The sequence below is a fragment of the Halobacillus faecis genome, assembly GCF_007991335.1.
Taxonomy (GTDB): Bacteria; Bacillota; Bacilli; order Bacillales; family Halobacillaceae; genus Halobacillus; species Halobacillus faecis.
In genome coordinates this window covers 19,400-42,551 of sequence record NZ_BJYD01000017.1, presented here as the reverse complement: position 1 = coordinate 42,551, position 23,152 = coordinate 19,400, and the positions used below count along the sequence as shown (strand labels likewise).

Genomic DNA, 23,152 nt, shown 5'->3' with positions numbered 1-23,152 from the left:
CAATTCGACAAAGGTCCCCGATTGGTTTAATCACGCTTTGTGGAAGGGAATAAAAAAGATAATGAACGAATGAGGAGGGCGAATGAAATGCCGTGGGATACAGATGATTTTCCAAGTTCGCTTAAAAACTTGGAAACACCAATCAGGAAAAAGGCGATTGATATAGCGAACGCCATGATTGACGAAGGATATAAAGAGGGCCAGGCCATCCCTATCGCTACAGAGCAGGCAAAAGAATGGTATGAAAACGCAGATGAGAAAGAAATCAATCGTGTGAAACAGATGAGCGATAAAAACCTAAAATCAAGAGACCAAGAACGGGGAGAAAGTCGCCCGGAACTTCTTGAAAAGGGACAACATGTAGTTGCACATGAAGAAGGCTGGGCCGTTAAAACGGAAGATGCGAAACAACCTTCTAATGTTTTTGACAAGAAGCAGGACGCGATTGATCGAGCGAAAGAGATTGCTGAGAACAAAGGAACACAAGTAGTCGTTCATAAAAAAGATGGAAGTATACAGGAAAAAATGTCATTCAATGGAGAATCTTAGGTTTACGTCTTTTCGTAACAGGATATATAACTTATATAATAATTATTCAAGGAGGAATTCAAAGTGGCTGAAAGTAGAAATCAAGCAGAACATGTAGTTTCTCATGAAGAAGGTTGGGCTGTTAAAGCAGAAGGTGCGGAACAACCGACGAAGGTGTACGAAAACAAACAAGATGCGATTGATCGTGCAAAAGAAATCGCACAAAACAAAGGAACTTCAGCGGTCATCCATACCAAAGAAGGTAAAATTCAAAATCAATACAACTACAGCAGCTAATTAAACATAAAAAAAGCACTCCAAGCGAGTGCTTTTTTTTATGTTTGATTTAATAGAGGGATGGTATTATTCAACTAAATGGCAGGATTGTGGAAGACTCGGTTTCGAGACTTTTCTTGAGTGGAAGGGGGCTACGGGGAATAGCTCGCTTTCCTTTGTCATCTCGAAACTGAGTCTTCAAGTAAAGGGAGCTTCTGTTGAATGAGTGACGGATAGAGGAATTGTGGTAGAATACGGAAGAGACTGAATGTGGAGGTTCCAAAAAATGAATGGACAAAAAAGAAGTGACATTAAAATAGGGGCAGAAGTAGAGATCGTGCTGAAAAAAGACCAACGAACAGGGGCGCTGACCAGTGGGAAAGTAAAAGATATTCTTACCAAATCCCCGAACCATCCTCACGGAATAAAGGTACGCCTTGAAGACGGTCAAGTCGGTCGAGTAAAAAACATACACTCCTAAAAATAGCCTTCTTGCCAAGACAAAGAGCCCATGTAAAAACATGGGCTCTTTGTCTTTTTTGAGATATTTAGAAAGTACGGTTACACATGACTCTTTTGTTTTTCAAAGTTTCTATAAGGCATTTCAATTGTAAAAAAAGCACCGTCTTCATCTTCTGTAACCGAAAGAATGGTGTACGCTGAACCAAAGATTTGCTCCATGGCATAGTCACCGTTATCAAATGGCTCGCCATCAATGGAAAAACCAGTTTGCAGTAATGTATGCCGGTCCTCTTCTGTGAATTTACTGATTTCATTGAGTTGAACCATGGGCCTGACAAGTGTGTCTCCTTCGGGCTCATCAAGAAAATCGTAGTTGATCTGTATGTTCACCAAATCCCGAGCTTCGCCAAGCATCTCCAGGACGAGGGTTTTAAATTCTGATAAGTCCATAAGAAAGCGGACATCTTCCGGTTCGATACGGTCTAAGTACCGGGACATATTATAAGCCTCCTTTTATACATCTATGGCTTATATTACCATGAAAGCATTTCTTTAAACCTATGTAAATTGGAAAAGCGAGAAGGGCGGCCGCCCTTCTCGCTTTGTATACTTTCGGAAAATATCAAGTTTTACCCACTTGCTTTTTTCGCAAGGGTTGTGGAACTTTGTCCATGTTAGTGCCGCGGTTCAAAAATTCTACATGGTAGTTTTTGGCAACTTAAACGACGCAATCCCTACCTCTATTGCATCCTTACAGCTCCGAAGCTGATCCAGTGTGATTAAGTTGTATCAAAACGTAGCAGAATGCCAGTCTCATACAAATCACTCTTTTCTTTTCCGAGTTACCTTCTCTCGAAGGCACTATCAAAACATTATAAACTCTATGTTCATAGATGTCAATAGTGTACGTTTTGTAAAACTACCATCAATTCATAAGTTTTACGATCGAACGGCCGCGTGTGTTTCCTTGTAGAATGTTTTCAAGTGTTTCGGGCACTTCATTTAGAGTGTGCACAACTTTAATTCGATCAAAGACTTCTTTAATTTTTAAATCATTAGCCATTCGATGCCACACTTTTTTCCTTAGATTCATTGGGCAATTGACAGAATCAATTCCAATGAGGGATATTCCCCGTAATATGAAAGGATAAACCTGTGTGGGCACTTTTGTACCTCCGGTCAGGCCGCTTACGGCTGCGGCGCCTCCATATTTCAATTGACTAAGAAGAGAGGCGAGCTGTTCACCTCCGACAGGATCAACAGCTCCAGCCCACTGACCGCTTGCTATGGCGCGTAGCTTTCCGTCATAAACCTCTTCACGGGAAATAATTTTAGAAGCGCCTAAGTCTTTTAAGTATTCTTCATGTTCAGGACTCCCTGTGCTTGCCTCAACGGTATAGCCTCTTTTAGCAAGCATAGACACTGCTATACTCCCGACGCCTCCAGAAGCTCCGGTTACTAGGACAGGCCCCTCCTCAGGAGTCAGCCCGTTTTCTTCTAACCGGTGAATGGAGAGAGCAGCTGTGAAACCAGCAGTCCCATATATCATTGCTTCTTCTGTCGTCAATCCCTCGGGAAGGGGGACGATCCATTCGGCTGGGATGCTTGCGTATTCACTAAATCCACCGTGATGGTTGACGCCGATTTCATAACTGGTAGCAATGACAGCGTCGCCCTCTTTAAACTGGCCGTCTGAGGATCGAACCACTTCCCCGGCCAAATCAATCCCTGGGATGATGGGATAATTTTTAACGAGTGCATTATCCGGCTGTGTAACCATCCCGTCTTTGTAGTTGATGCTGGAATAATGGACTTTAATTAAAACATCGCTGGAAGGCAGGTCTGAGAAGGATTGTGCCTGCACCGAACCATGCACACCTTCTTCGGTTTGATCGACTTTATATGCGTTAAACTTTGTCAACGTTTCACCTCATTTCTGCTTTTAAGGACGAAGGTCCTCGTCGTAGTCTTCCTCTGTAACGGAGTCCTGTTTGGACTTTCTTCCTTTATCCTGTTCTCGTTCTTCTTTCTTTACTTCTTCGTCTGGAATACCATCAATCAGTTGTTCTTTTTTAAGTTTTTCTTGAAAGCTTTGGTCGTTTTCGGATACTTTGTTTCGTTTATGATCAGCCATCTCTTTCACCTCCAGAAAATGGGTGTCCCGGTTATGATTCCTTTTTCCATATGGAGTTAAACGTTGATCTAGCAAGAGAGGCATGAAAAAAAGCCGTCCATAAGATGGCGGCTTTATTTATCAGTGAATTTACTTTTAATGGATTGGAACAGCGAGGTTTGTATCAAGTAGTCAAATGTCGTGCTGATCACCAGCCCGTGAATGATGACACCTAAGATGGTGAAGATCACGATGATGATATGTCCGGTCATCGTTTCTGGTTCGAAACCAGATCTACCGAAGAAGGTGAGGGAAAGGATGGCACTTACCCATGCGTCTCCGTAACTATCTAATTCATTTTCAATTAAATTTAATGGAATAATCAAAAGGAACACAAGAATAAAGGTGGCTCCCGTTACCGTTAAAAGATGCTGCCTTTTAAGAAAGCGTATAAAAGGCATCGTGTAATATTTTGTGATGGACTTCAACCTTAAAAGGTGAAGGATTCTTGCAAATCTAGCAAATTGGAAGATCGCATCAAGGGGGATGGCAGCGATAACAATGAAAGGGTGTTTTTTTATGAACCCCCATTTGCTGTCGGCTTTATATAATCGATAAAGGAAGTCGAGGAAGAAGATGGACCATGTTGTCCAGACAATCACACTATTATAGCCGGTTTGCTGCCAAATCGTGGCGACGGATAGGGCTGCGAGAGCGACCATGAATAATTCATAGAACGTTTTACTAGATTTTCTATCTTGTAGTCCCATCGTCGTGTCTCTCTCCCTGATTTTGTCGATTCGACATTATTATATCATTCTCTGAATGGAAGCACATTAACTTTGGCGGATGTAATTAGCCCCTGCTTCTGTGATTTGCGTGCCAGCCCGACCTCGTTTGATGGTAACGAACCCTCTTTCTTTCAACTCTGTCAACACTCTGCGAATCTGCTGCTCGGATAAAGGGGTGGATTCATCCAGAGACAGTTTTTCATAGATTTTTTTACGGCTTGCATTGACCATCGATTCGTTTAATAAAAGGACGATCTTTAAAACTTTTTTATTTATTTGATCATCCACAAGGCTGGTTGTTGTCTGTTTTGTCTCCTTCTTCGGTCTTTGGAAAAAATCTTCACCAGGAAGGTCATGAATTGCAATCGTGTCCCCCTCTGAAACCGTAAGAAGGTAGGATATCGTATTCTTTAATTCCCTAATGTTTCCGAACCAATCATAGCTCATCAATTCTCCGATCAACCCTTCACCAAGTGATTTATTTGGTGTGTGGTTTTCTAATAGAAATTGTTCCACAAGCGAAGGGATGTCTGTTTTTCGTTCTCTGAGTGGAGGGACAGATACGTATAAAACTTTAAGCCTGTGATAAAGGTCTTCTCTGAATTCCCCTTGTTCGATCAGTTCAAGTAAATCTTTGTTCGTAGCTGCGATGATGCGTACATTGATTGGGATGGTTTTGGATCCACCGATTTTACGAATTTCCATTTCCTGAATCACACGCAATAAACGGGCTTGCAGCTTTAAACTGATATCTCCAATTTCATCAAGGAAAATAGTTCCCCCATCCGCCTGTTCAAATAATCCTTTTTTACCGCCTTTTTTGGCACCAGTGAAAGCTCCTTCTTCATAGCCGAATAGTTCACTTTCCAATAAGTCTTCGGGTAGTGCGCTGAAGTTCACAGCAAGAAAAGGTTCATAAAGGTGGTCGGATTCATGGTGGATGGCGTGAGCGAAAAGTTCTTTCCCGGTGCCGCTTTCCCCGTGTATTAAAACGGGAAGGGGAGTTTTCGCAAGTTTATACCCGATGCTTTTCGCTTTTTGAATGGCTGGGCTGTTTCCAATGATATCTTTGAACGTGTATTTTGCGATATAGCCTGTTTTCAACAAGTGTTTACGGGCCGCTTTTTCCATCGTGATGGTTTCATCCGAGTTTTTGAAAATGAAGATAACATTGTCACTCTCTTCCCATTGGACACGGTAGATCATGAGGTTGTAGCCGTTTAAAGAGAAGTATAATCCTTCTTCTTGAGGGGTGGTCATGAAATCGAGAAGCTTAGGATCCTTAAATAATTGATGAACAGGCTTTCCCATGGCGTGCGTGTGCGATAGTCCGCTGTACTCTTCAATGAAAGGATTAAATACGGTAACCTTTTGTTCAGAGTCAATGGCCATGACGCCATCATTCACTCCATCAACTACCTGCTGGAGGTGTTGGTTTAAGAGTTCGGTTTGTTTGTTCATTTCCGATAGCTTTTTGCTGAGCTCGATAATCTTTCCGGTGTACCGGTTCGAAATCATTCCCCCTAGCTCTTCTTTTAAATGGAAGTGATCGAGAATTTCAATTAATGTCGTAATGTCGATCAGGCGGACGCCGATGTCAATGATCTTTTCTGCCGAAGGAGGGACAAGGGTTACCTCGCCCGGAGTAATGGCAGTAAGAATGTCGTGCATCGTATTCTTTTGACCAGGATAATAAGCGGTGAAGGAAAGGTGGTCCAAACCCATCTTTTCTAAGGTGTCAATCGTTTCTTGTGCCATTTCGAAGGTGTCATTGACACATAGGACGGAGGTTCCTTCCTCGAGTTCCAACAATCGCTCAATGTGTTGATAATTAATCGTGCGAATGGCCGTTTTGCGTGGTGAGCCGGGAGCGATGAAGGGAGCTGCTTCTTTTTCAATTAAATAAGAGGAAAAGATGATTAAATCATCGCTGATTTGTTCTGGCACGTATTCATCGACGGCATAGCTCTCAATATGAATGAATTCTCCTAAAATGTCTTCCAATTGTTCATGCAGGGTCGCTTGGGTCTCTTTTGTTCCTGTTAACAAGGTTAATTGGTTTTTCATCCGATCACCCTTCTTATTAGTTCTTATTGGTTTATATTATAACACCCAATTAAAACCTATTTTAGGTGAACGGCCTTTTTTGAGGCGGAATATTCAGAAAATGTTTTTGGCATGAAACTTGCATGTAGATTAGTGGAAGGATTATAAAGGGGGAAAACATATGGATAAGAAGCGGAAAAAGAAGTTTGAGATGCCTCATACGTATGTCATCATCTTTTTCGTTGTCCTATTCGCAGCTCTATTAACTTATTTAATACCTGCGGGGACATTTGAAACAAAAGAGGTAACGTATGACAAATCAGGATCAGAAGAAACGCGAACGGTCCTGATCCCGGATAGTTTTTCGGTAGCTGAAGAAAATGCTCAGCAAGGGACAAGTTTGTTTGAGCCTTTTGGAGGAGCAGGCCTATTAAATTATGTATTTGAGGGGTTAGTTTCAGGAGATAAGTGGGGTTCGGCTGTCGGAGTCGTCGCTTTTATACTCATTATCGGTGGAGCCTTTGGAATCATTATGAAAACCCGTGCCGTCGAGGAAGGGATCCTGTCCGTCATTGATCGGACGAAAGGGAAAGAAGTGCTGATTATTCCAATTATGTTCTTCTTATTTTCTCTGGGCGGCGCTGTCTTCGGGATGGGAGAAGAAGCCATTGCATTCGCTATGATTCTTGTACCACTCGTGGTTGCGCTTGGGTATGATGCCATTACAGGAATCATGATTACTTATGTAGCCACACAAATCGGATTTGCGACATCCTGGATGAACCCATTTGGAGTAGCGATTGCTCAAGGAGTTTCAGATGTGCCTGTCCTTTCAGGAACCCCATTCCGATTTACTATGTGGGTGATCTTTACGGCTATTGGTACTTTCTATACGTGGAGATATGCAAGTGCTGTGAAAAAGGATCCGACTCGGTCATTAGCCTATAAATCCGATCAATACTTCAGAGATGACTTTGAGCAAAAAGATTTAAAAGTCAATTTTAAATTTGGTCACGCGCTTGTCATCTTAACTGTGGTTTTAGGGGTAGCTTGGATCATCTGGGGTGTTATTCAACATGCCTACTATATTCCGGAAATTGCAAGTCAGTTTTTCACTATTGGTCTGGTTGCAGGAATCATTGGTGTGATCTTTAAATTGAACAACATGAGAGTCAACGATATCGCAGAAGGGTTTGCTCAAGGGGCGAAGGATCTGCTGCCAGCAGCTTTGGTTGTAGGGATGGCTAAAGGGATCATTATCATATTAGGTGGAGATGACCCGGCAACAGCTTCTGTACTGAATACCGTTCTTCATTCAGCAGGCCAAGTGTTTGAAGGGGTGCCAGAGGTGATCTCTGCATGGCTGATGTTCTTATTCCAATCGGTCTTCAACTTCTTTGTCGTATCGGGTTCAGGGCAGGCAGCTTTGACGATGCCGTTGATGGCACCGTTAGCAGACATCGCAGGTGTAACGAGACAAGTAGCCGTACTCGCTTTCCAGTTGGGGGATGGCTTGACGAACATCATCGTACCTACTTCTGCGGCGCTTATGGGAACACTAGGTGCAGCGCGGCTGGACTGGTCCAACTGGTTCCGTTTCATTTTCAAATTCCAGTTGCTCCTCTTCGGACTCGCGTCAGTCTTTGTCATCGTCGCTGTACTCGTCAACTTCAATTAAATGAGAGAACACAGGAGGTATAAGAATTGATTACTTTAATAAAACAGGCCACCGTATATGCTCCTGAGTTTTTAGGAGAAAAAGATGTCCTGATTGCCGATGGACGAATTGCCGATATCCAGGATCATATAGACTTGTCTGGTGGTCAGGTGAACGTCATAGAAGCTAAAGGGGAGGTGCTGACTCCTGGATTTATTGACGGTCACGTTCACATTACTGGTGGAGGTGGGGAAGGAAGTTTCCGGTCCCGCACACCTGAGTTGACTCTGACGGATGCCACCTTAAACGGAGTAACCACTCTTGTTGGTGTCATTGGCACGGATGGGACGACACGGACTATGACAAATCTCGTAGCGAAAGCACGTGCTTTGAGGGAGGAAGGGATTACCTGCTATTGTCATACTGGTTCTTATCAAGTCCCTGTAAAAACATTGACAGGCAACATCGAGGACGACATTCTGTTGATTGATCTGATCATTGGAGCGGGAGAAATCGCCATCTCAGACCACCGATCTTCTCAGCCTACCGTTGAAGAAATGGCGAAGATCGCTTCCGAAGCGCGGATCGGTGGGATGCTTTCAGGGAAAAAAGGGATTGTAAATGTGCATGTCGGGGATAGTCCAGATAAATTAGAACTTATAGAGAGAGTCATTGAGACGACTGATATACCTATAACACAATTTTATCCGACACACATCAACCGTAATTCTGATCTTTTTGAAGCAGGCATCCAATACGCTAAAAAGGGAGGATACGTTGATTTTACCACGAGTACAATCCCGAAATTTTTAGAAGATGGAGAAGTGAAAAGCAGTGAAGCCCTAAAACGCATGCTTGATCAGGGGGTGTCGGTTGAACAAATGACCTTCACTTCCGACGCTCAAGGTAGCCTCCCGGATTTTGATGGTAAGGGGAACTTGATTGGTTTGAAAGTAGGTAAGGTCGCCTCCCTTTATGAAGCTTTCCAGGAGGCCGTTTTAGAGCAGAAGGTGAGCATGGAAGATGCCTTGCGGGTCATCACCCTAAACCCGGCAGCTATTTTGGGTCTTCATACGAAAGGGAAACTGGAAAAAGGGAAAGATGCAGACCTTGTTATGATGAACCCGGAAACACTGGGAATTTCCCGAGTTATTGCCTTAGGGAGAGAAATGGTCAGAAATGGAGAACCTTTAGTTAAAGGGACATTTGAATAAGTAAGAAAGCGAACACCCTGTTCTCGGATCAGGGTGTTTGCTTTTAAGATTCTAATCAGGGTATGGGAAGACGGTTGGGCTTTTGTTTTTCTACATTCATGAGGTTTATCGGTGTCTATGGCACTTATATTCTGGTGTTTTTTAATCTTGTCCGTAAGTCCCTATACATGTTTTGGAGCCATGGAGAGGGATTTATAGTCTTAGCAAATTTCTTATTCTGTACCATTTTTTTGAGATTAAGATTTTCTTGGGTTTGATGAAGCCATCCCTGAACTGGTAGAGCTCTCCGTTCTCTTCTTGTATCCCGAGCACCTCCGACTTTATCTGTTGTATCATGTATCTTCGAAAAGGGAAGGATTTGTACTTTTTTGGATGGTAATAGGTTTTTGAATATAAATGGGGGTATTCATAAAGGGCACCCTCGTAAATCAACTGGAGTTCATCGTGATTGCGGAAATCATCTGGAGTAACAAGAGCACTCGTTTTGTAAAAAAGGTTGGATCCTGCTCGTTTAAGTACTTCAGCTACGAATTGGGAGCAAAAATAACTGGATTTCACATGAATGGGCTGGTTTGTAGGCACACCCAAAAGACCTAAGTAATTGTAAAAGTATGTTTTATAGTTTTTAGCGAACGCTTTAAGAAGGCGCTCGAGCTTTTGATATTTTCTTCTTGTCATTTTTAATTCGTAAACGGCACATGTGGCGTAGGGGTACCAGCTGAATGTTCCTTGAACAAGGTCTTCCTGAACGAATCCTCCCCAAAAAGGGTTTGTCGGTCGACGTCTACCGAAACTATACAGGCGCTTCATATTTTTATCCAGGGAGATCGATGCGTGGTTGTAGGGCGCTGCGGTGAATGCTTTGATGGCTTGGTTTGTGATCGTTCCTGTGTTTGAAAGTAACAAGTAGATGGACTTCATATGGTTCCCTCCCAATTGGATGTTTCTGTAAATATACTATAGGAAACTATGAAAAGGAAGTTATTCGTTTCTCTAACCAGCTTCGTGTGGTATTCTCAAATTAATCAATAAATGAATGGAAGGGAAGCAGAAGTGCGCATTCTAAAAAACCTGATGAACTTTTTCTTTTTTGCTGTCGTGGTTGCTCTGGTGCTGTTTTTTTTGGTCCCACAAGTAGAAAAGGAACTTCCTCAAGGTGTTTTTTACAAAAAAGATGTCCCGTTGCCCACAAACCTTCATCCGACAGTGGAAAAGCGGAAAGAACAACTGGTTGAAAAGGTAAGGGGATCAGGGATCAACATTGTTATAACAGAAGGTCACCGATCTGTTCAAAGACAAGACAAGCTATATGAACAAGGTCGTTCATCTGAGGGGCAAATTGTCACTTATGCAAAGGGTGGGGAGTCCTATCATAATTATGGACTTGCCATAGATTTTGCGCTTGAGAACGAAGATGGCCGAATCATTTGGGATACAGAGTACGATGGAAATGGAAACGGACGATCTGATTGGTTGGAAATCGCTGAAGCAGCTAAAGGTCTTGGGTTTGAATGGGGAGGCGACTGGGAGAATTTTAAGGATTATCCTCATTTGCAGATGGACTTCGGATTATCGATCAGGGAATTGAAAAGAGGGAAGAGGCCCAAAGTAGACGAGTACGCAGATGAAGAATAGATAGAGAAAAGGTGCCACTGAGTTCAGGGGCACCTTTTTTGTCATTGTTGATATTCTTCGTAAGGTTTGATCATTGCATGGATCGTTTCGATATAAGGCATGCTCAATCCCACTTCGCTACCCAGGCGTAAAGCTCCCCCATGAAGGTGTTCAACTTCCAGTGGCAGTCCTTTTCGTCGATCTTGATGCATGGATGATGTCATTTCATGATCGAATCCGCGTAACCGTTCAAATGCCTGCTGCACTTGTTCATCTGTCAAATCGATGTGGTGAGCGTTTGCGAGTTGTTTCATTTCCGTAAGAATTCGTTCTGCGATTCGGAACGTTTGAGGATAACTTCGTACAACGCCAATAGGCTGATTAACAGCTGTTGTAATTCCAGAAAAGGCGGTAATGAACATGTATTTTTTCCACATGTCCTCCAGAATGTTTGTACTTAACGTACCGTTCAAATTCGCCTGGTTGCAAGCGAGGGCAAGCTCTTCACAGATGGCCTGCTGAGATGTATGGAGCGGTCCGAATACGAGGTCATGGAATGGGCTCGTATGGACAACATGGCCAGCTTCATCAAGGGTTGCAATGATGTAAGAAAGTCCGCCGATCACAGCTTCCTCCCCCAATTCTTTTTGCAATATGCTGATGTGTTCCATACCGTTTAAAACGGGATACACTTTTGCCCCCTTGTTTACCAAAGCTTTCAGCCAGTCCAATGTACCATGAAGGTGGTAGCCTTTAACGGCAAGAAAAACAAGGTCAGGGCTTTCAATCTCCTCTGGACTCCTAGCAATCACGGGATCTGGAACTTCGTAATTTCCCATTTCGCTATGTAGCTTCAAACCGTTCTTTTCAATCTGCTCGGCTCTTCCTTCGCGGACAAGGTTAATGACCTCGTGTCCAGCCTCCTGCCAGCGTGCTCCAAAATAGGCTCCTAGAGCTCCTGCGCCTAAAACTACGATTTTCATAGTTCCAACACCTCCGAAGAAATTATGCTTCTAACTCTTTGCTACGTTCTGTTGTGAAACTTGAGGTAATAATTCTAGTCGACTCTACAACATCTTTAATATGGTCGTCTAAATACTGGATGATATCGTCGAATCCTGCTGTTTTCATGATTTCGTGGTAATGCTCTTCACTTTTAAATATGGATTGACCGAGAATGAGTTCTTCATCTTCCTCAACATCTATCACATTCAAGAGCCCCATGGATCCTTGGCTTCCGGTCAACTTATTTGAAAAATAAATATTATGGTCGAGAGCGCCATGGGATTTTAAGAGATTCCCGGATTTTCTACTCAGTTCTATGAATTCATCCAGATTTTTTTGTTTAACTCGAAAAAGACATATGACTGTAAACAATGCTATCCCCCCCTCAATGAAATAGGTGATCAGGATTTATTATCCAGGCTTGTGGACCGTCCAGCATTTATCAAAAGAACGATGGCAGTCACTGTGTGCATGACCCAGCCGATAAAAGGAATCGCTCCTATGGCGCTTGTGATCATACCTAGAATACTCCCTACATAGGGACGCTTGTCTTTAGCTGAGACAACGAGGGTAATTAAGTGGAAAACGAACATGAACAATAACGGGAGCCATGCATTGCTGAATATGAAAGCCCCGCCTGCTATAGGTATAGCCAGGAATGCTTCACAACCACCTGTTAACCACTTGAGTAAAGTAGATAGTTTCATTGAAATCTGCTCCTTAATGTTTGATCTGCTGTGTTAAAAGTGAGAGTAGGGCAATAGACCTCTATTCCTTACTTTCCACTCCGTGGGTTGTTTCGAAACATTCTATCAAAAGTGTAAATGAATCTCTACTTTTATCCGTATTTCGACAGAGTCCCTCTTATATCCTCTCTTTTGAGGGGGAATTAGTTTTGTTTATTTCTTTTGGGAGGAGCAAGAGATGATACAACAAAACCTCCGGGGGACCACCCGGAGGTTTTTTTTCTTTCAATCTTTTTGGATCGGTTCCATCACCCAGACTCTCGAGCCATAAGTCAATCGCCTCCGTGGAGGAAGAGCACTCCACTGCGCCGCTTGTCTTATGCTTGTCGAGTCTACCAGGGTGATTCCACACTTCTTTCTTACTTACTTGCTTTTTGCAGTTTCTGAATCATTTTCAGGCTGCGGCCGGTTCCGATGGCTACGGATTCTAGTGGGCTTGGGGCCATGTGTACGGGTACGGAAATTTCGTTGGACAGCCACTCTTGCATGCCGTTGAGCAAGGAGCCGCCTCCGGTAAGGATGACACCGTGGTCTACGATATCTCCGCTTAGTTCTGGTGGGCAATCTTCAAGGGTTGCACGAATCGTTTCTAGTAGCTGTTCTAGGGACTCTTTCAGGGCTCCTTGAATTTCCGTTGATTTTAGTTCGATGGTTTTTGGAAGACCAGTGACCATGTCACGACCTCTTACTTCCATCGTTTCTTCTGGGTGATCGATAAGTGCGTAGCCGATTTCCATCTTGATTTGTTCGGCTGTGCGCTCTCCGATTAATACGTTGTAAGCTTTACGCACGTGCTGGATGATTTCCTCATCCATGACGTCTCCACCTGTACGAATGGATTTGCAGGACACGACACCACCGAAGGAAATGATAGCCACTTCACTCGTTCCGCCACCGATATCTACGACTACGTTCGCAATAGGTTCATCGACGGGAAGGTCAGCACCGATTGCGGCTGCGATTGGTTCTTCAATCAAATGCACATTTTTAGCTCCATAGCTTTTCACTGCATTGTGAATGGCACGGCGTTCAACAGAAGTTGAGCCGGAAGGGGTACAAATGACAACGGTCGGTTTACGCATGGAGATGCCGGATTTTTTGGATACTTTTTTCAAAAGCTCTTTCAACATTTGCGCGGTCATATCATAATCAGCGATAACACCATCTCTCAACGGTCGGACAGGGATGATGTTTCGCGGTGTCTTTCCGACCATTTCTTTTGCTTCTTTCCCTACAGCCACCACGTTTTTCGTTTCTGTATTGTAGGCGACAACAGAAGGTTCATTAAGTAGAATTCCTTTTGATTTTGAATAAATCAATATATTAGCAGTACCAAGATCGATACCGATTTCTGCGTTTGATAACATGTAGACGTACCTCCAAAGGTGAATGATTCTATTTATATGTCTTCTCATATCATAGGATTTTTTTGGGGGTTGAACAACAGGAAATTCGTGGTCGGGGAGAAAGTGGTGTCATAAGTCATCCCCCATGTATAATGGGACTAACGATAGATAGAGGAGTTTTACTATGAGTTTTTTGAAACATGAAGAAATCATAAAGCGGTGTGAAAAAATAAACCAATCGTATGATATCGACCCTTCATTTTTTGACGGGATTGTTGATGAATTATTGGATAGTGAACAAGATACAGAAACGGTTATATTAAGTGGTTTTCAGCGATTGCTAACCGAAGTCGACCATGAAATTGAGCGGATGGAGGAATTTACCTCCATGAAGCCGAATTGTTTTATGGGGTGTGCTTTTTGCTGCTATTTCCCGATTGTCATTACGAAAATGGAAGCGAAAATGCTGTTTCGTTCCATTGAGAACTTTTCCGAAGATCGAAAAAAAGCGATTTATGACCATTGGGAAAATTATTATGAAAAACAGCAGGACAAACTGCAAAAAGCCATGGCTATGGATTATGAAGCGCCAGAGACAAAACTGGAATACAAAAAGTTGAACCTGCCATGCCCGATGCTGGATCCAGAAACTCAACTATGTATGGCTTATGAAGTGCGGCCGATTCCTTGTCGTACCTATTTGAACTATAGTGATCCGCAGGTGTGTGCAGATCAGCATATGCCAAAAGAACCGTTCAGCTATGAATTTCTTTATCAATTTTATTTCGGAAGTATGAATGAATTAATACAAGCGCTCTATGAAAATGGCGAAGACGTTTTTGTTGATTATCCGATGGACGCTTGGAGTTATGATTATCTCCCAGCTTGGATTAAGCAATGGAAAGAGGGGACCTTAAGTGAAGTATAAACTCTTATCTTTGAATGTCGGTCGTCCGGAAACCTATCAAACGGATAAAGGGGAATTGAACAGTGCCTACCGGAAAACCCCTGTCAAAGGTCCTGTCCATTTGACTTATACGAACTTTGAAGGGGATGAACAAGCCGATAAAAAGAATCACGGCGGCCGGGACAAAGCTGTATGTCTCTATCCAGCCCAGCACTATAGGCACTGGGAAGATCATTACGGTCAAGAATTTTCTTTCCCTTCTTTCGGTGAAAACTTGACTGTAGAAGGGATGGACGAACGTGACATCCGGATCGGCGATATTTTTCAACTTGGAGAAGCCGTCCTGCAAGTATCTGAGCCCAGAAAGCCGTGCTATATTATAGCTCGAACTCATGGAATCGATGATTTTCCGGCACGTGTCGTGGAGAAAGGGTTCTCGGGTTTTTATTTGAGAGTGCTGCGGGAGGGGAAGGTGGCTCCTGGGGACTATATGACCTTAATTGAGTCTCATCCCGATGGAGTGACTGTGAATGATGTCAATGAGGTGCGCTACCATGATCGAGATAACGCCACTGAAATTAGACGGGTTGTGGCTGTTGAACCACTCGCTGGTGGTTTGAAGCAATCGCTGAACAAACGTCTACAAAAATGAGAGGAGATAGAGATTGTGAATCCTTTTTCAGAACGGGCTTTGCAGTTAGCTTTAGAAAATGTAAACGATGGAGGCCACCCATTCGGAGCAGTTCTTGTTTGTAACGGAGAAATTATTGCCGAAGGTGTAAATGAACTTCATCTCCACCCCGATGTCAGCGCTCATGCTGAAATGGTAGCGATTAAAAAAGCCCAACAAGCACGGGGGTCGATTGATTTGAGTGATTGTACGATGTATGCGAGTGGAGAACCTTGTGCGATGTGTCTCACGGCCATGTATTTTTCTAATTTGAAAAAAGTCATCTACTCCCAATCCGTCGAAGAGGCAAGTCGTGTGGGACTTACCCTATCAGAAAAAGTTTATCAAGACCTACAAAAAACACAGAACCAACGAGAAATCACGATGATCCATGAACCAATCGAAAATAGTGAATTAGATGCAATGCATGCCTATGCGATGAAGAAAGGATAGGAGGCAGAAAGATGGATTATGGACATTTGATTGAGGAAAAGATTAAACAATCCATGAAAAATGGGGATTTTGACAACTTGCCTGGGAAAGGAAAGCCGCTCCCCAAAGACGAATTCGCTCATCTGCCTCCTGAACTTAGAAACAGTTACCGGATTTTGAAGAATGCCAACATGCTGCCTGAAGAAATGATCCTGAAAAAAGAAATGGTAGAAATTGAAGATCTTTTAGCCGAGATTAAAGATCCGAAGTTATCCGCTTACTATAAAAAAGAATGGAAAGAGAAAAAGCTTCGCTTTGATATGATGATGGAAAAGAGGAAAATGGACCAATCAGGGGCATTCAAACAATATCAAAGCAAAATTGACCGGCGTTTCGGATTTTGAATGACGCCGGGATTTTTATATTTATCAATGGTTGAGGTGGTCATGAAAAAACGAATAGGAGGCGATGATATGTGTGGAAGGTACACGTTGTTAGCTGAAGAAGCGGAAATATTGAAAGAGTACGGAATTGAAAGACCGATCGATGGTTATGAACCACGGTATAACATCGCACCAGGTCAAAAGGTGCTGGCCGTTATCCATGATGGAAAACAAAAACGTGCAGGTTATATGAAGTGGGGGCTTGTCCCTTCGTGGTCCAAAGATCCTAAGATCGGCTACAAAATGATAAACGCAAGAAGTGAAACCGCTCATGAAAAGCCCAGCTACAAAAGGCTGATGAGCCAAAAACGCTGCTTAATTGTGGCGGATAGCTTTTATGAATGGCAAAAGACCGAATCAGGAAAACAACCTGTGAGGATCCAACCTGAAAAACGTTCACTTTTTGCTTTTGCCGGTTTGTGGGACCAATGGGAAGGGGATGAAGAGTCCCTTTACACTTGTACGATTCTCACTCAGGATGCGAATGAGTTCATGACTCCGATTCACAAGCGTATGCCCGTGATATTGCCTGAAGGAAGGGAGGATGAGTGGATTGAACCAGTGAAATGGTCGCCTTCGGATGCCAAGGGTTTTGTTGAACAACTGACAATGGACGATCTCCATGCCTATGAAGTTAGCGACTACGTCAACTCAGCTAAAAACGAAGGCCCTGACTGCATCACCCCGATAGCATAACGAATATTTTTTAATGGATAAGTCAGGGTAGTGTAATCAGATACCCATAGGAATGTAAGGTGTAGCGTTTGGATGGATTTATTTACCTCTTTTTCCGTAACGTTTAATCAAGTACCATATTAGTGTTTTGCGGAGAAGGAGGACTGTATTTGTTAAAAAGAAAAATTGTAGCCGGTTCTATCACAAGTTCTATATACGCTGTTGTTCTAGGGTTCATCATGGCGTTCGATAGTGGGCTAAGTAGTTTAGTCGTTTACCTACATACAGTCACTTTACTTATACCCGTAGGTTTGTTATACAGCCTTCCACTGATTCTCTCATACGGAGTGGCCGCATCCTTTGTTAGCGAATGGGCGGGAGGATATATAGCGAAAGTCACTGGACAGCCCAAAGCGGAATTGTTGGTTTCAGGTTTATTGCATATGTTTTTTGGAGTTATCTTTATGTGGGTCAGCTTGGGAGCGGCTTGCATTTTCTTTGCCGTTGATCTGATCTTAAAAAGTAGAAAAAAACATTTTACTTGGGGAACTGTGTATCGTAGTTTCCTTTTACCAACAGGAATAGGGTTATCGTTTCTGATTATTCTGTGGGTGGTGGGAGGATTAGCTTAGTTGTAGTTCCTGTGCCCTCATTAATCTTATTCAAAACAAGAAGTTTTCTAATAATTGAGTTTACACCAAAAAAAGAGCTTACCGCAACGTAGTGCGGTAAGCTCTTTTTGCATGAGAGGTCATTATTTAAGGTTAACCGGCTTGCCGTTGTTCGCGTTCTTGTTGTTTTTCTTTTTTGGCGACTTTCAGGAACTTGTTCGTTTCGGCAGCTACGACACCGGATAGGAGTAATAGTCCGATCAAGTTCGGGAAGGCCATTAAGCCATTCATAACGTCAGCGAAAATCCATACTGTGCTCAGTTGGGATACGGCTCCTACAAGGACGAACGCTACGAACACAATCTTGTAAGCACCGATGAATCGTTGTTTCGTCAAGTAACCGAAGCATTTTTCTCCATAGTAGGACCAACCGACAATGGTAGAGAAGGCAAAGAAGACTAAGCCTATGGTTACAATATATGCTCCTACATCACCAAGGAAGATTTGGAATGAGGTAGAAGTCAAGTCGGCGCCATCCAGGCCGCCTTGATATTGACCAGCCATGACAATCGTTAAACCTGTCATTGTACAAACGATAATGGTATCAATGAATACTTGAGTCATGGATACGAGTGCCTGGCGTCCTGCATAGTCGGTGCGGGCTGCAGCAGCAGCGATCGGTGCAGAACCGAGACCTGCTTCATTGGAGAACACACCACGTGCGACCCCATAACGAATGACTGTCCCCAGTAGACCGCCACCAAGGGCACTTGCTGTAAATGCATCATTGAAAATAGTGCCAAATGCCGGGATGACCATGTTGTAATTCAGAATAAGTATGATTAGTGCACCAATAACATAGAAAATAGCCATGATTGGAACAAAGAAAGCCGTGACTTTCCCGATACTTTTAATTCCTCCCAGCAAAACTAAGCCAGCTAACAGCGTAAGCAGCACTCCCGTCACCCATGGAGAAACATTGAACGTGCCTTCCATGACATCAGAAACGGAGTTGGACTGGACCATGTTCCCGATTCCGAATGCAGCAACGGCACCGAAGATCGCGAATAAGAAACCGAGCGGACGTCCGAGCCATTTGGTCTTCAAACCGCGGGATAGATAATACATCGGCCCGCCGGACATTTCACCGTTCTTTCCTTCGATTCTGTATTTAACGGCTAGTACAGCTTCGGCATATTTTGTCGCCATACCGAAAACAGCGGTCACCCACATCCAAAAAACGGCACCAGGTCCACCTAGAACAACGGCCGTTGCTACACCAGCGATGTTTCCTGTTCCAATGGTTGCAGCAAGAGCTGTGGTGAGTGCCTGATAATGCGAAATATCTCCTTTCTCATTCTTTTTCTTCTCTTTGCTTGGTTTAAAAGCAAGCTTTAGAGCGTAAGGGAGGGTTCTGAACTGAAGAAAACCCAAACGGAGTGTCAAATAAACCCCTGTTCCTACCAATAAAATCAGAAGGAACGGTCCCCAGACGATTCCACTTAATTCACTTAAAAAACTGTGTAGTGCACTACCTTCACCCATCATCTTCCCCCTATCCATATATTTAATATTTGTCCATATATTAAATATTCCGAAAATTAGAAACAAATGTCAAGGTCATTTATATACAAAAATAAAAAAAGAACGGTTGATTTCGACATGAAAAGGGAAGATATTTGCGTGAACTGTTTTAATTGGGCAGGATTTTCGACGCTTTCATAGAAAATAAACAGATGAGAAATACTACATTGGAGGAACATAGTTATGATTCGTGTATTATTTGTCTGCCTCGGTAACATTTGTCGTTCCCCTATGGCAGAAGCCATTTTTAAAGATCTTGTGAAAAAAGAAGGATTGGATGAAAAAATAACCGTCGATTCTGCAGGGATTGGCCATTGGCATATCGGTTCTGAGCCTCATGAAGGGACACGGGCAATCCTTGATGAGAAAAGCATCTCTTATGAGGGCATGAGTGCAAGACAAGTGAAGGCATCGGACTGGGATGACTTTGATTACCTCATTGCGATGGATGATAAAAACATCCAGGACTTAAAAGGAATTCGAGAGAAAAATGATGTAGTGGTCGCCAAACTGCTGGACTTCGTTCCTCATTCAAAGGAAAGCGAAGTGCCGGACCCCTATTTTACAGGTAATTTTGAATATGTGTATGACCTCGTCCATGATGGATGTTTTAAACTGTTAGAAAAAATAAAAAACGATCATAATCTTTGAGGAGGATGTTTATGGGACAGAGTAAACTTTGGAAAGGTGTACTGATCGGAGCTTTGGTTGGAGGAATAGCAGCACTTATGGATAAAGAAACAAGACAGTATGTAGGAGAGAAATCACGAGCTACAGGTTCCAAATGTCAAAGTTATGTGAAGCAGCCTTCAGAAGCCATCCACAGAATTAGAGTGAATTATGAGGCTTTTTCTTCCCAAGTAAATAAAGGAGTGGAAGATCTTCTGGAATTATTGGATAAGGCGGAGAGTATGCTGAATAAAGTAGGGGAAATCAATCAAGAAGTGAAAGAGCAGCTGAGAGCTGTCGACGATTCAAAAGAAGCTTCTTGATCACAAGAGGTGAGGGAATATCGTGAAAATCATCAAGAATTTTGGCAAAGAGCTGTTTGCTCGCTTCGGTGAAGATGATGTCGGAGGGATGGCAGCTCAACTGTCGTATTTTTTTCTACTATCTCTGTTTCCTTTTATGATATTCCTGCTTACATTGCTCGGATATTTACATATTGACGAAGAACGTGTGCTTGCTTTCGTCAGTACCTATGCGCCCCCTGAAACGTTCGATTTGATTACGGAAAATGTTTCTTCCTTATTAAGCGGGGAAAATGGAAGTTTGTTATCCATCGGTTTATTAGGCACCCTTTGGGCTGCATCTAATGGGGTCAATGCCATTATGCGCGCATTCAACCGTGCTCATAACGTCAAAGAGAACCGTTCGTTTCTTGTATCACGTATCATCGCAATTGTCCTGACAGTGGCGATGGTTTTTGTTATCGGAATTGCGCTTTTGCTGCCTGTGCTTGGTCATACGATCGGCATTCAACTGTTTTCTGTCTTCGGACTTTCAGAAAACTTTTTGACGTTATGGAATGGGATGAGGTGGGTCATTTCCTCCATCATCTTTTATATCGTATTGTCCTTTTTGTATGTCATGGCACCAAATAAACGATTGAAATACCGTGATACCGTCCCTGGGGCGGTATTTGCCACATTTGGCTGGCAGTTAGTCTCTCTGTTGTTCTCTTTTTATGTGAGTAGTCTTGGGAATTTCTCTGCCACCTATGGGAGTTTAGGGACAGTGATCGTACTCATGATTTGGTTATACCTTTCAGGAGTTGTCATTATTCTGGGAGGGGAAATCAATGCCATGAGTCATCACCGTAGAAAGAAAGAAACGTGGGGGTAGAAGAAATAAAGAAAGGCGGGACCGTGTAAGGTTCCGCCTTTCTTATTTATTTTAGTAATCGGAGTCCATTCAATATCACGAGAATCGTACTCCCTTCATGTCCAATGACACCTAAAGGAAGGTCGAGGATTTGCAAGAAGTTGCTTACAATCAAAAGCATGATTACGGTTATAGAGAAAATAATGTTCTGTTTGATGATTTTGTTCATTTTCCGAGAGACCTGGGTAGCCTCTCCAATCTTGGGAAGGTCGTTTTTCATCAATACAACATCCGCTGTTTCTAAGGCAACATCTGTACCTTCCCCCATGGCAACGCCAACATCAGCTTCTGCGAGTGCCGGTGCATCATTGATTCCGTCCCCAACCATACCGACATGAGAAAAATGGTCTTTTAATGTTTTGATTTCCTGAAGTTTTTGGTCAGGCATACATTCAGCGATATAGTTATCCATTCCTACTTCTTCAGCAATGGCTTTTGCCGTGCGGTCATTGTCACCTGTCAACATAATGGTGTAAATACCATGGCTTCTTAGTGTGGAAATAGCTTCCTTCGCTTCTTTTCGAACTGTATCTTTCAGGGCGAAGAGGGCAACAACCTGCTCATTCTTTGCTACAAAAATCACGGTTTTCCCTTCCGAAGCAAGGACTTCCGCAAGGTTATCTTTATACGAAGTTGCTGCTTCTTTCCCAACAAAATCGGCTTTTCCTACTTTCCACTCCTCGTTGTTGTATTGTCCACTCACACCCATCCCACTATGATCTTTGACATTTTCGACTGTAGAAAAAGAGCAGTCATTTTTTTGGGCATACTTTACAATTGCTTGGGCTAGGGGGTGGTTGGATTCATTTTCAATGGAAGAAACGACAGAAAGAATGGAAGCTTCCATGTTCATTTCTATTGGAAGAAAGTCAGTGACCTCCGGCTCTCCTTTCGTGAGCGTCCCTGTTTTATCAAAAGCGATTGCTTTTAGATGAGAGAGGTGTTCAAGGTGTACGCCCCCCTTGAACAAAATCCCATGGCGTGCACCTTTTGATATAGCCGATAATGTTGCAGGCATAATGGAAGCGACAAGGGCACATGGAGAAGCAACGACAAGTAGAATCATGGCCCGGTAGATGGTTTCCATCCATGACCATCCGAACAGAAAATGTGGGAGGAATAACATAAGACCCACCACGGCTAATACGATTTTTACATACGTACTTTCAAACCTTTCAATAAACAATTGGGAAGGGGATTTCTCACTTTGAGCATTTTGAACCATGGTAATGATTTTTTGGAAAAGTGTTTCATTCGACGGTTTGGTGACAGAGACGACAAGGCTGCCGTCAACGTTCATCGTTCCTGCGAAAACTTCTCCAGTTTCACTTTTGCTAACAGGGAGAGATTCACCGGTAATGGCACTTTCATTTAATGTGGAACTGCCTTTCACAATCCTTCCATCTGCAGGGACACGTTCCCCTGGTTTGATTAATATTTGATCGCCGATCTGGAGCGTTTTTACAGGTACCCATTCATACCCGGAATTTGTAATAAGGAAGGCTTCTTCCGGCTGCAAACTCATTAATGAAGAGATCTCTTTATGGCTTTTGTTCATCGTATATGTTTCCAGAGCTCCGCTTAAAGCAAAGATGAAGATGAGAATGGCTCCTTCTGTCCAGTATCCAATGGAAGCAGAGCCGATAGCGGCTAGAATCATGAGCAATTCAACATTGAGTGATTTTTCTTTTATTGTCTCTTCTAATCCTTCTTTAGCTTTAGCGAAACCACCAATAAAGAAAGCTGTTACATATAAACTGACATATACAGATGGTGCCCAATGGTGTTCTCCATACCATGCAAATAAGATAAGTAGTCCGCTGCTTATGGCTGCTATTAATTCAACATGTTCCTTAAGGGTAGAAGGTGATGGTAATTTCCACCACTTCAAGGAAGATAAGGTTCGTGATTGATTCATACAATTTTCAACTCCTTTAGTTAATTGAGAATAAAAGTCAATTAATGCGGTGAAATGGAGAGTTTATTTAAAATTATTTTAATTTAATATATATTATTATGATATCACGAAAGGGTGAGAATACAAGTGGAAAAAATGGAATGTGTAAAAAAGAATCCAGGCAGTTGATATTACAGGTGTCAAGTTGCTATATTAGACAGGTGCAAAAAACATATGGAAGGTGGAAAAAC

27 protein-coding genes are annotated in these 23,152 nt (G+C 42.8%); 15 read left to right on the top strand and 12 right to left on the bottom strand.

What is annotated here, in order from left to right; translation table 11 throughout:
- Positions 1-87: 87 nt before the first annotated feature.
- The 3 genes from HFA01_RS08960 (at position 88) to HFA01_RS08950 (ending at position 1,285) form a co-directional block, all read left to right on the top strand.
- Positions 88-549, top strand: a complete 462-nt coding sequence (locus HFA01_RS08960) for a DUF2188 domain-containing protein (RefSeq protein WP_146815388.1) — start codon at positions 88-90, stop codon at positions 547-549.
- 63 nt (positions 550-612) lie between these two features.
- Positions 613-825 carry a DUF2188 domain-containing protein gene (locus HFA01_RS08955; RefSeq protein WP_146815386.1) on the top strand — a complete coding sequence of 71 codons (213 nt, stop codon included), beginning with the start codon at positions 613-615 and terminating at the stop codon, positions 823-825.
- Between the two features lie 265 nt (positions 826-1,090).
- Positions 1,091-1,285 (top strand): YwbE family protein, encoded by a 195-nt coding sequence (locus tag HFA01_RS08950; RefSeq protein ID WP_146815384.1) that lies wholly within the window; start codon positions 1,091-1,093, stop codon positions 1,283-1,285.
- Between the two features lie 80 nt (positions 1,286-1,365).
- Here the strand turns inward: HFA01_RS08950 and HFA01_RS08945 are convergent, their stop codons facing one another.
- From HFA01_RS08945 to HFA01_RS08925, 5 genes are all read right to left on the bottom strand, one after another.
- Entirely contained in the window at positions 1,366-1,764 is a 399-nt protein-coding gene (locus HFA01_RS08945) for a hypothetical protein (protein WP_146815382.1), read from the bottom strand.
- Positions 1,765-2,191: 427 nt separating this feature from the next.
- A complete protein-coding gene (locus tag HFA01_RS08940; RefSeq protein WP_146815380.1) occupies positions 2,192-3,187 on the bottom strand; it encodes an acrylyl-CoA reductase family protein in 996 nt (331 codons plus the stop codon).
- 21 nt (positions 3,188-3,208) lie between these two features.
- On the bottom strand, positions 3,209-3,400 hold the full coding sequence (locus tag HFA01_RS08935) for a hypothetical protein (RefSeq protein ID WP_146815377.1): 192 nt from the start codon (positions 3,398-3,400) through the stop codon (positions 3,209-3,211).
- A 113-nt stretch (positions 3,401-3,513) separates the two neighbouring features.
- A complete protein-coding gene (locus tag HFA01_RS08930) occupies positions 3,514-4,149 on the bottom strand; it encodes a hypothetical protein (RefSeq protein WP_146815375.1) in 636 nt (211 codons plus the stop codon).
- A 66-nt stretch (positions 4,150-4,215) separates the two neighbouring features.
- A complete protein-coding gene (locus HFA01_RS08925; protein ID WP_146815373.1) occupies positions 4,216-6,237 on the bottom strand; it encodes a sigma-54 interaction domain-containing protein in 2,022 nt (673 codons plus the stop codon).
- Positions 6,238-6,397: 160 nt separating this feature from the next.
- Here HFA01_RS08925 and yfcC point away from each other — a divergent pair, with 160 nt between their 5' ends.
- Both yfcC and iadA read left to right on the top strand, forming a co-directional pair.
- Positions 6,398-7,894 carry a putative basic amino acid antiporter YfcC gene (gene yfcC, locus HFA01_RS08920; protein WP_146815371.1) on the top strand — a complete coding sequence of 499 codons (1,497 nt, stop codon included), beginning with the start codon at positions 6,398-6,400 and terminating at the stop codon, positions 7,892-7,894.
- 26 nt (positions 7,895-7,920) lie between these two features.
- Positions 7,921-9,087 carry a beta-aspartyl-peptidase gene (gene iadA / locus HFA01_RS08915; protein WP_146815369.1) on the top strand — a complete coding sequence of 389 codons (1,167 nt, stop codon included), beginning with the start codon at positions 7,921-7,923 and terminating at the stop codon, positions 9,085-9,087.
- Positions 9,088-9,279: 192 nt separating this feature from the next.
- Here the strand turns inward: iadA and HFA01_RS08910 are convergent, their stop codons facing one another.
- A complete protein-coding gene (locus HFA01_RS08910) occupies positions 9,280-10,008 on the bottom strand; it encodes a hypothetical protein (RefSeq protein WP_307725369.1) in 729 nt (242 codons plus the stop codon).
- Between the two features lie 132 nt (positions 10,009-10,140).
- Between HFA01_RS08910 and HFA01_RS08905 the strand changes: the two genes are divergently transcribed.
- Positions 10,141-10,722 (top strand): M15 family metallopeptidase, encoded by a 582-nt coding sequence (locus HFA01_RS08905; RefSeq protein WP_246139308.1) that lies wholly within the window; start codon positions 10,141-10,143, stop codon positions 10,720-10,722.
- A 41-nt stretch (positions 10,723-10,763) separates the two neighbouring features.
- On the opposite strand, the gene HFA01_RS08900 is transcribed toward HFA01_RS08905, so the two are convergent.
- The 4 genes from HFA01_RS08900 to mreBH all read right to left on the bottom strand — a co-directional run bounded on the left by HFA01_RS08900 (position 10,764) and on the right by mreBH (position 13,819).
- Positions 10,764-11,684 carry a ketopantoate reductase family protein gene (locus HFA01_RS08900; RefSeq protein ID WP_146815367.1) on the bottom strand — a complete coding sequence of 307 codons (921 nt, stop codon included), beginning with the start codon at positions 11,682-11,684 and terminating at the stop codon, positions 10,764-10,766.
- A 22-nt stretch (positions 11,685-11,706) separates the two neighbouring features.
- Positions 11,707-12,078: a DUF1428 family protein gene (locus HFA01_RS08895; RefSeq protein WP_146815365.1), complete on the bottom strand. Its 372-nt coding sequence runs from the start codon at positions 12,076-12,078 to the stop codon at positions 11,707-11,709.
- 29 nt (positions 12,079-12,107) lie between these two features.
- A complete protein-coding gene (locus HFA01_RS08890; protein WP_146815363.1) occupies positions 12,108-12,413 on the bottom strand; it encodes a hypothetical protein in 306 nt (101 codons plus the stop codon).
- Between the two features lie 398 nt (positions 12,414-12,811).
- Positions 12,812-13,819, bottom strand: coding sequence for a rod-share determining protein MreBH (mreBH, locus tag HFA01_RS08885; protein ID WP_146815361.1), 1,008 nt, complete (start codon positions 13,817-13,819; stop codon positions 12,812-12,814).
- Positions 13,820-13,982: 163 nt separating this feature from the next.
- Here mreBH and HFA01_RS08880 point away from each other — a divergent pair, with 163 nt between their 5' ends.
- From HFA01_RS08880 to HFA01_RS08855, 6 genes are all read left to right on the top strand, one after another.
- On the top strand, positions 13,983-14,726 hold the full coding sequence (locus HFA01_RS08880) for a YkgJ family cysteine cluster protein (protein ID WP_146815359.1): 744 nt from the start codon (positions 13,983-13,985) through the stop codon (positions 14,724-14,726).
- Positions 14,716-15,357 carry an MOSC domain-containing protein gene (locus HFA01_RS08875; RefSeq protein WP_146815357.1) on the top strand — a complete coding sequence of 214 codons (642 nt, stop codon included), beginning with the start codon at positions 14,716-14,718 and terminating at the stop codon, positions 15,355-15,357. The genes HFA01_RS08880 and HFA01_RS08875 overlap by 11 nt, the downstream gene beginning before the upstream one ends.
- Before the next feature lie 15 nt (positions 15,358-15,372).
- A complete protein-coding gene (locus HFA01_RS08870) occupies positions 15,373-15,828 on the top strand; it encodes a nucleoside deaminase (protein ID WP_146815355.1) in 456 nt (151 codons plus the stop codon).
- A gap of 11 nt (positions 15,829-15,839) precedes the next feature.
- Positions 15,840-16,211, top strand: coding sequence for a DnaJ family domain-containing protein (locus HFA01_RS08865; RefSeq protein WP_146815353.1), 372 nt, complete (start codon positions 15,840-15,842; stop codon positions 16,209-16,211).
- Between the two features lie 69 nt (positions 16,212-16,280).
- Entirely contained in the window at positions 16,281-16,946 is a 666-nt protein-coding gene (locus HFA01_RS08860; protein ID WP_146815351.1) for an SOS response-associated peptidase, read from the top strand.
- Between the two features lie 149 nt (positions 16,947-17,095).
- Positions 17,096-17,557, top strand: coding sequence for a hypothetical protein (locus HFA01_RS08855; protein ID WP_146815349.1), 462 nt, complete (start codon positions 17,096-17,098; stop codon positions 17,555-17,557).
- Between the two features lie 132 nt (positions 17,558-17,689).
- Here HFA01_RS08855 and HFA01_RS08850 read toward each other — a convergent pair whose 3' ends face one another.
- Positions 17,690-19,081 (bottom strand): alanine/glycine:cation symporter family protein, encoded by a 1,392-nt coding sequence (locus tag HFA01_RS08850; protein WP_246139307.1) that lies wholly within the window; start codon positions 19,079-19,081, stop codon positions 17,690-17,692.
- A 222-nt stretch (positions 19,082-19,303) separates the two neighbouring features.
- Here HFA01_RS08850 and HFA01_RS08845 point away from each other — a divergent pair, with 222 nt between their 5' ends.
- Genes HFA01_RS08845 through HFA01_RS08835 form a run of 3 tightly spaced genes read left to right on the top strand, consistent with a single transcriptional unit; the run spans position 19,304 to position 20,965 of the window.
- The gene (locus HFA01_RS08845; protein WP_146815345.1) at positions 19,304-19,771 is read left to right on the top strand and encodes a low molecular weight protein-tyrosine-phosphatase; all 468 of its coding nucleotides are present in this window, start codon (positions 19,304-19,306) and stop codon (positions 19,769-19,771) included.
- Positions 19,772-19,782: 11 nt separating this feature from the next.
- Positions 19,783-20,112: a YtxH domain-containing protein gene (locus HFA01_RS08840; RefSeq protein WP_115893576.1), complete on the top strand. Its 330-nt coding sequence runs from the start codon at positions 19,783-19,785 to the stop codon at positions 20,110-20,112.
- A gap of 22 nt (positions 20,113-20,134) precedes the next feature.
- The gene (locus tag HFA01_RS08835; RefSeq protein ID WP_146815343.1) at positions 20,135-20,965 is read left to right on the top strand and encodes a YihY/virulence factor BrkB family protein; all 831 of its coding nucleotides are present in this window, start codon (positions 20,135-20,137) and stop codon (positions 20,963-20,965) included.
- A 46-nt stretch (positions 20,966-21,011) separates the two neighbouring features.
- Here the strand turns inward: HFA01_RS08835 and HFA01_RS08830 are convergent, their stop codons facing one another.
- Positions 21,012-22,922, bottom strand: a complete 1,911-nt coding sequence (locus HFA01_RS08830; RefSeq protein ID WP_146815341.1) for a heavy metal translocating P-type ATPase — start codon at positions 22,920-22,922, stop codon at positions 21,012-21,014.
- Between the last annotated feature and the right edge of the window lie 230 nt (positions 22,923-23,152).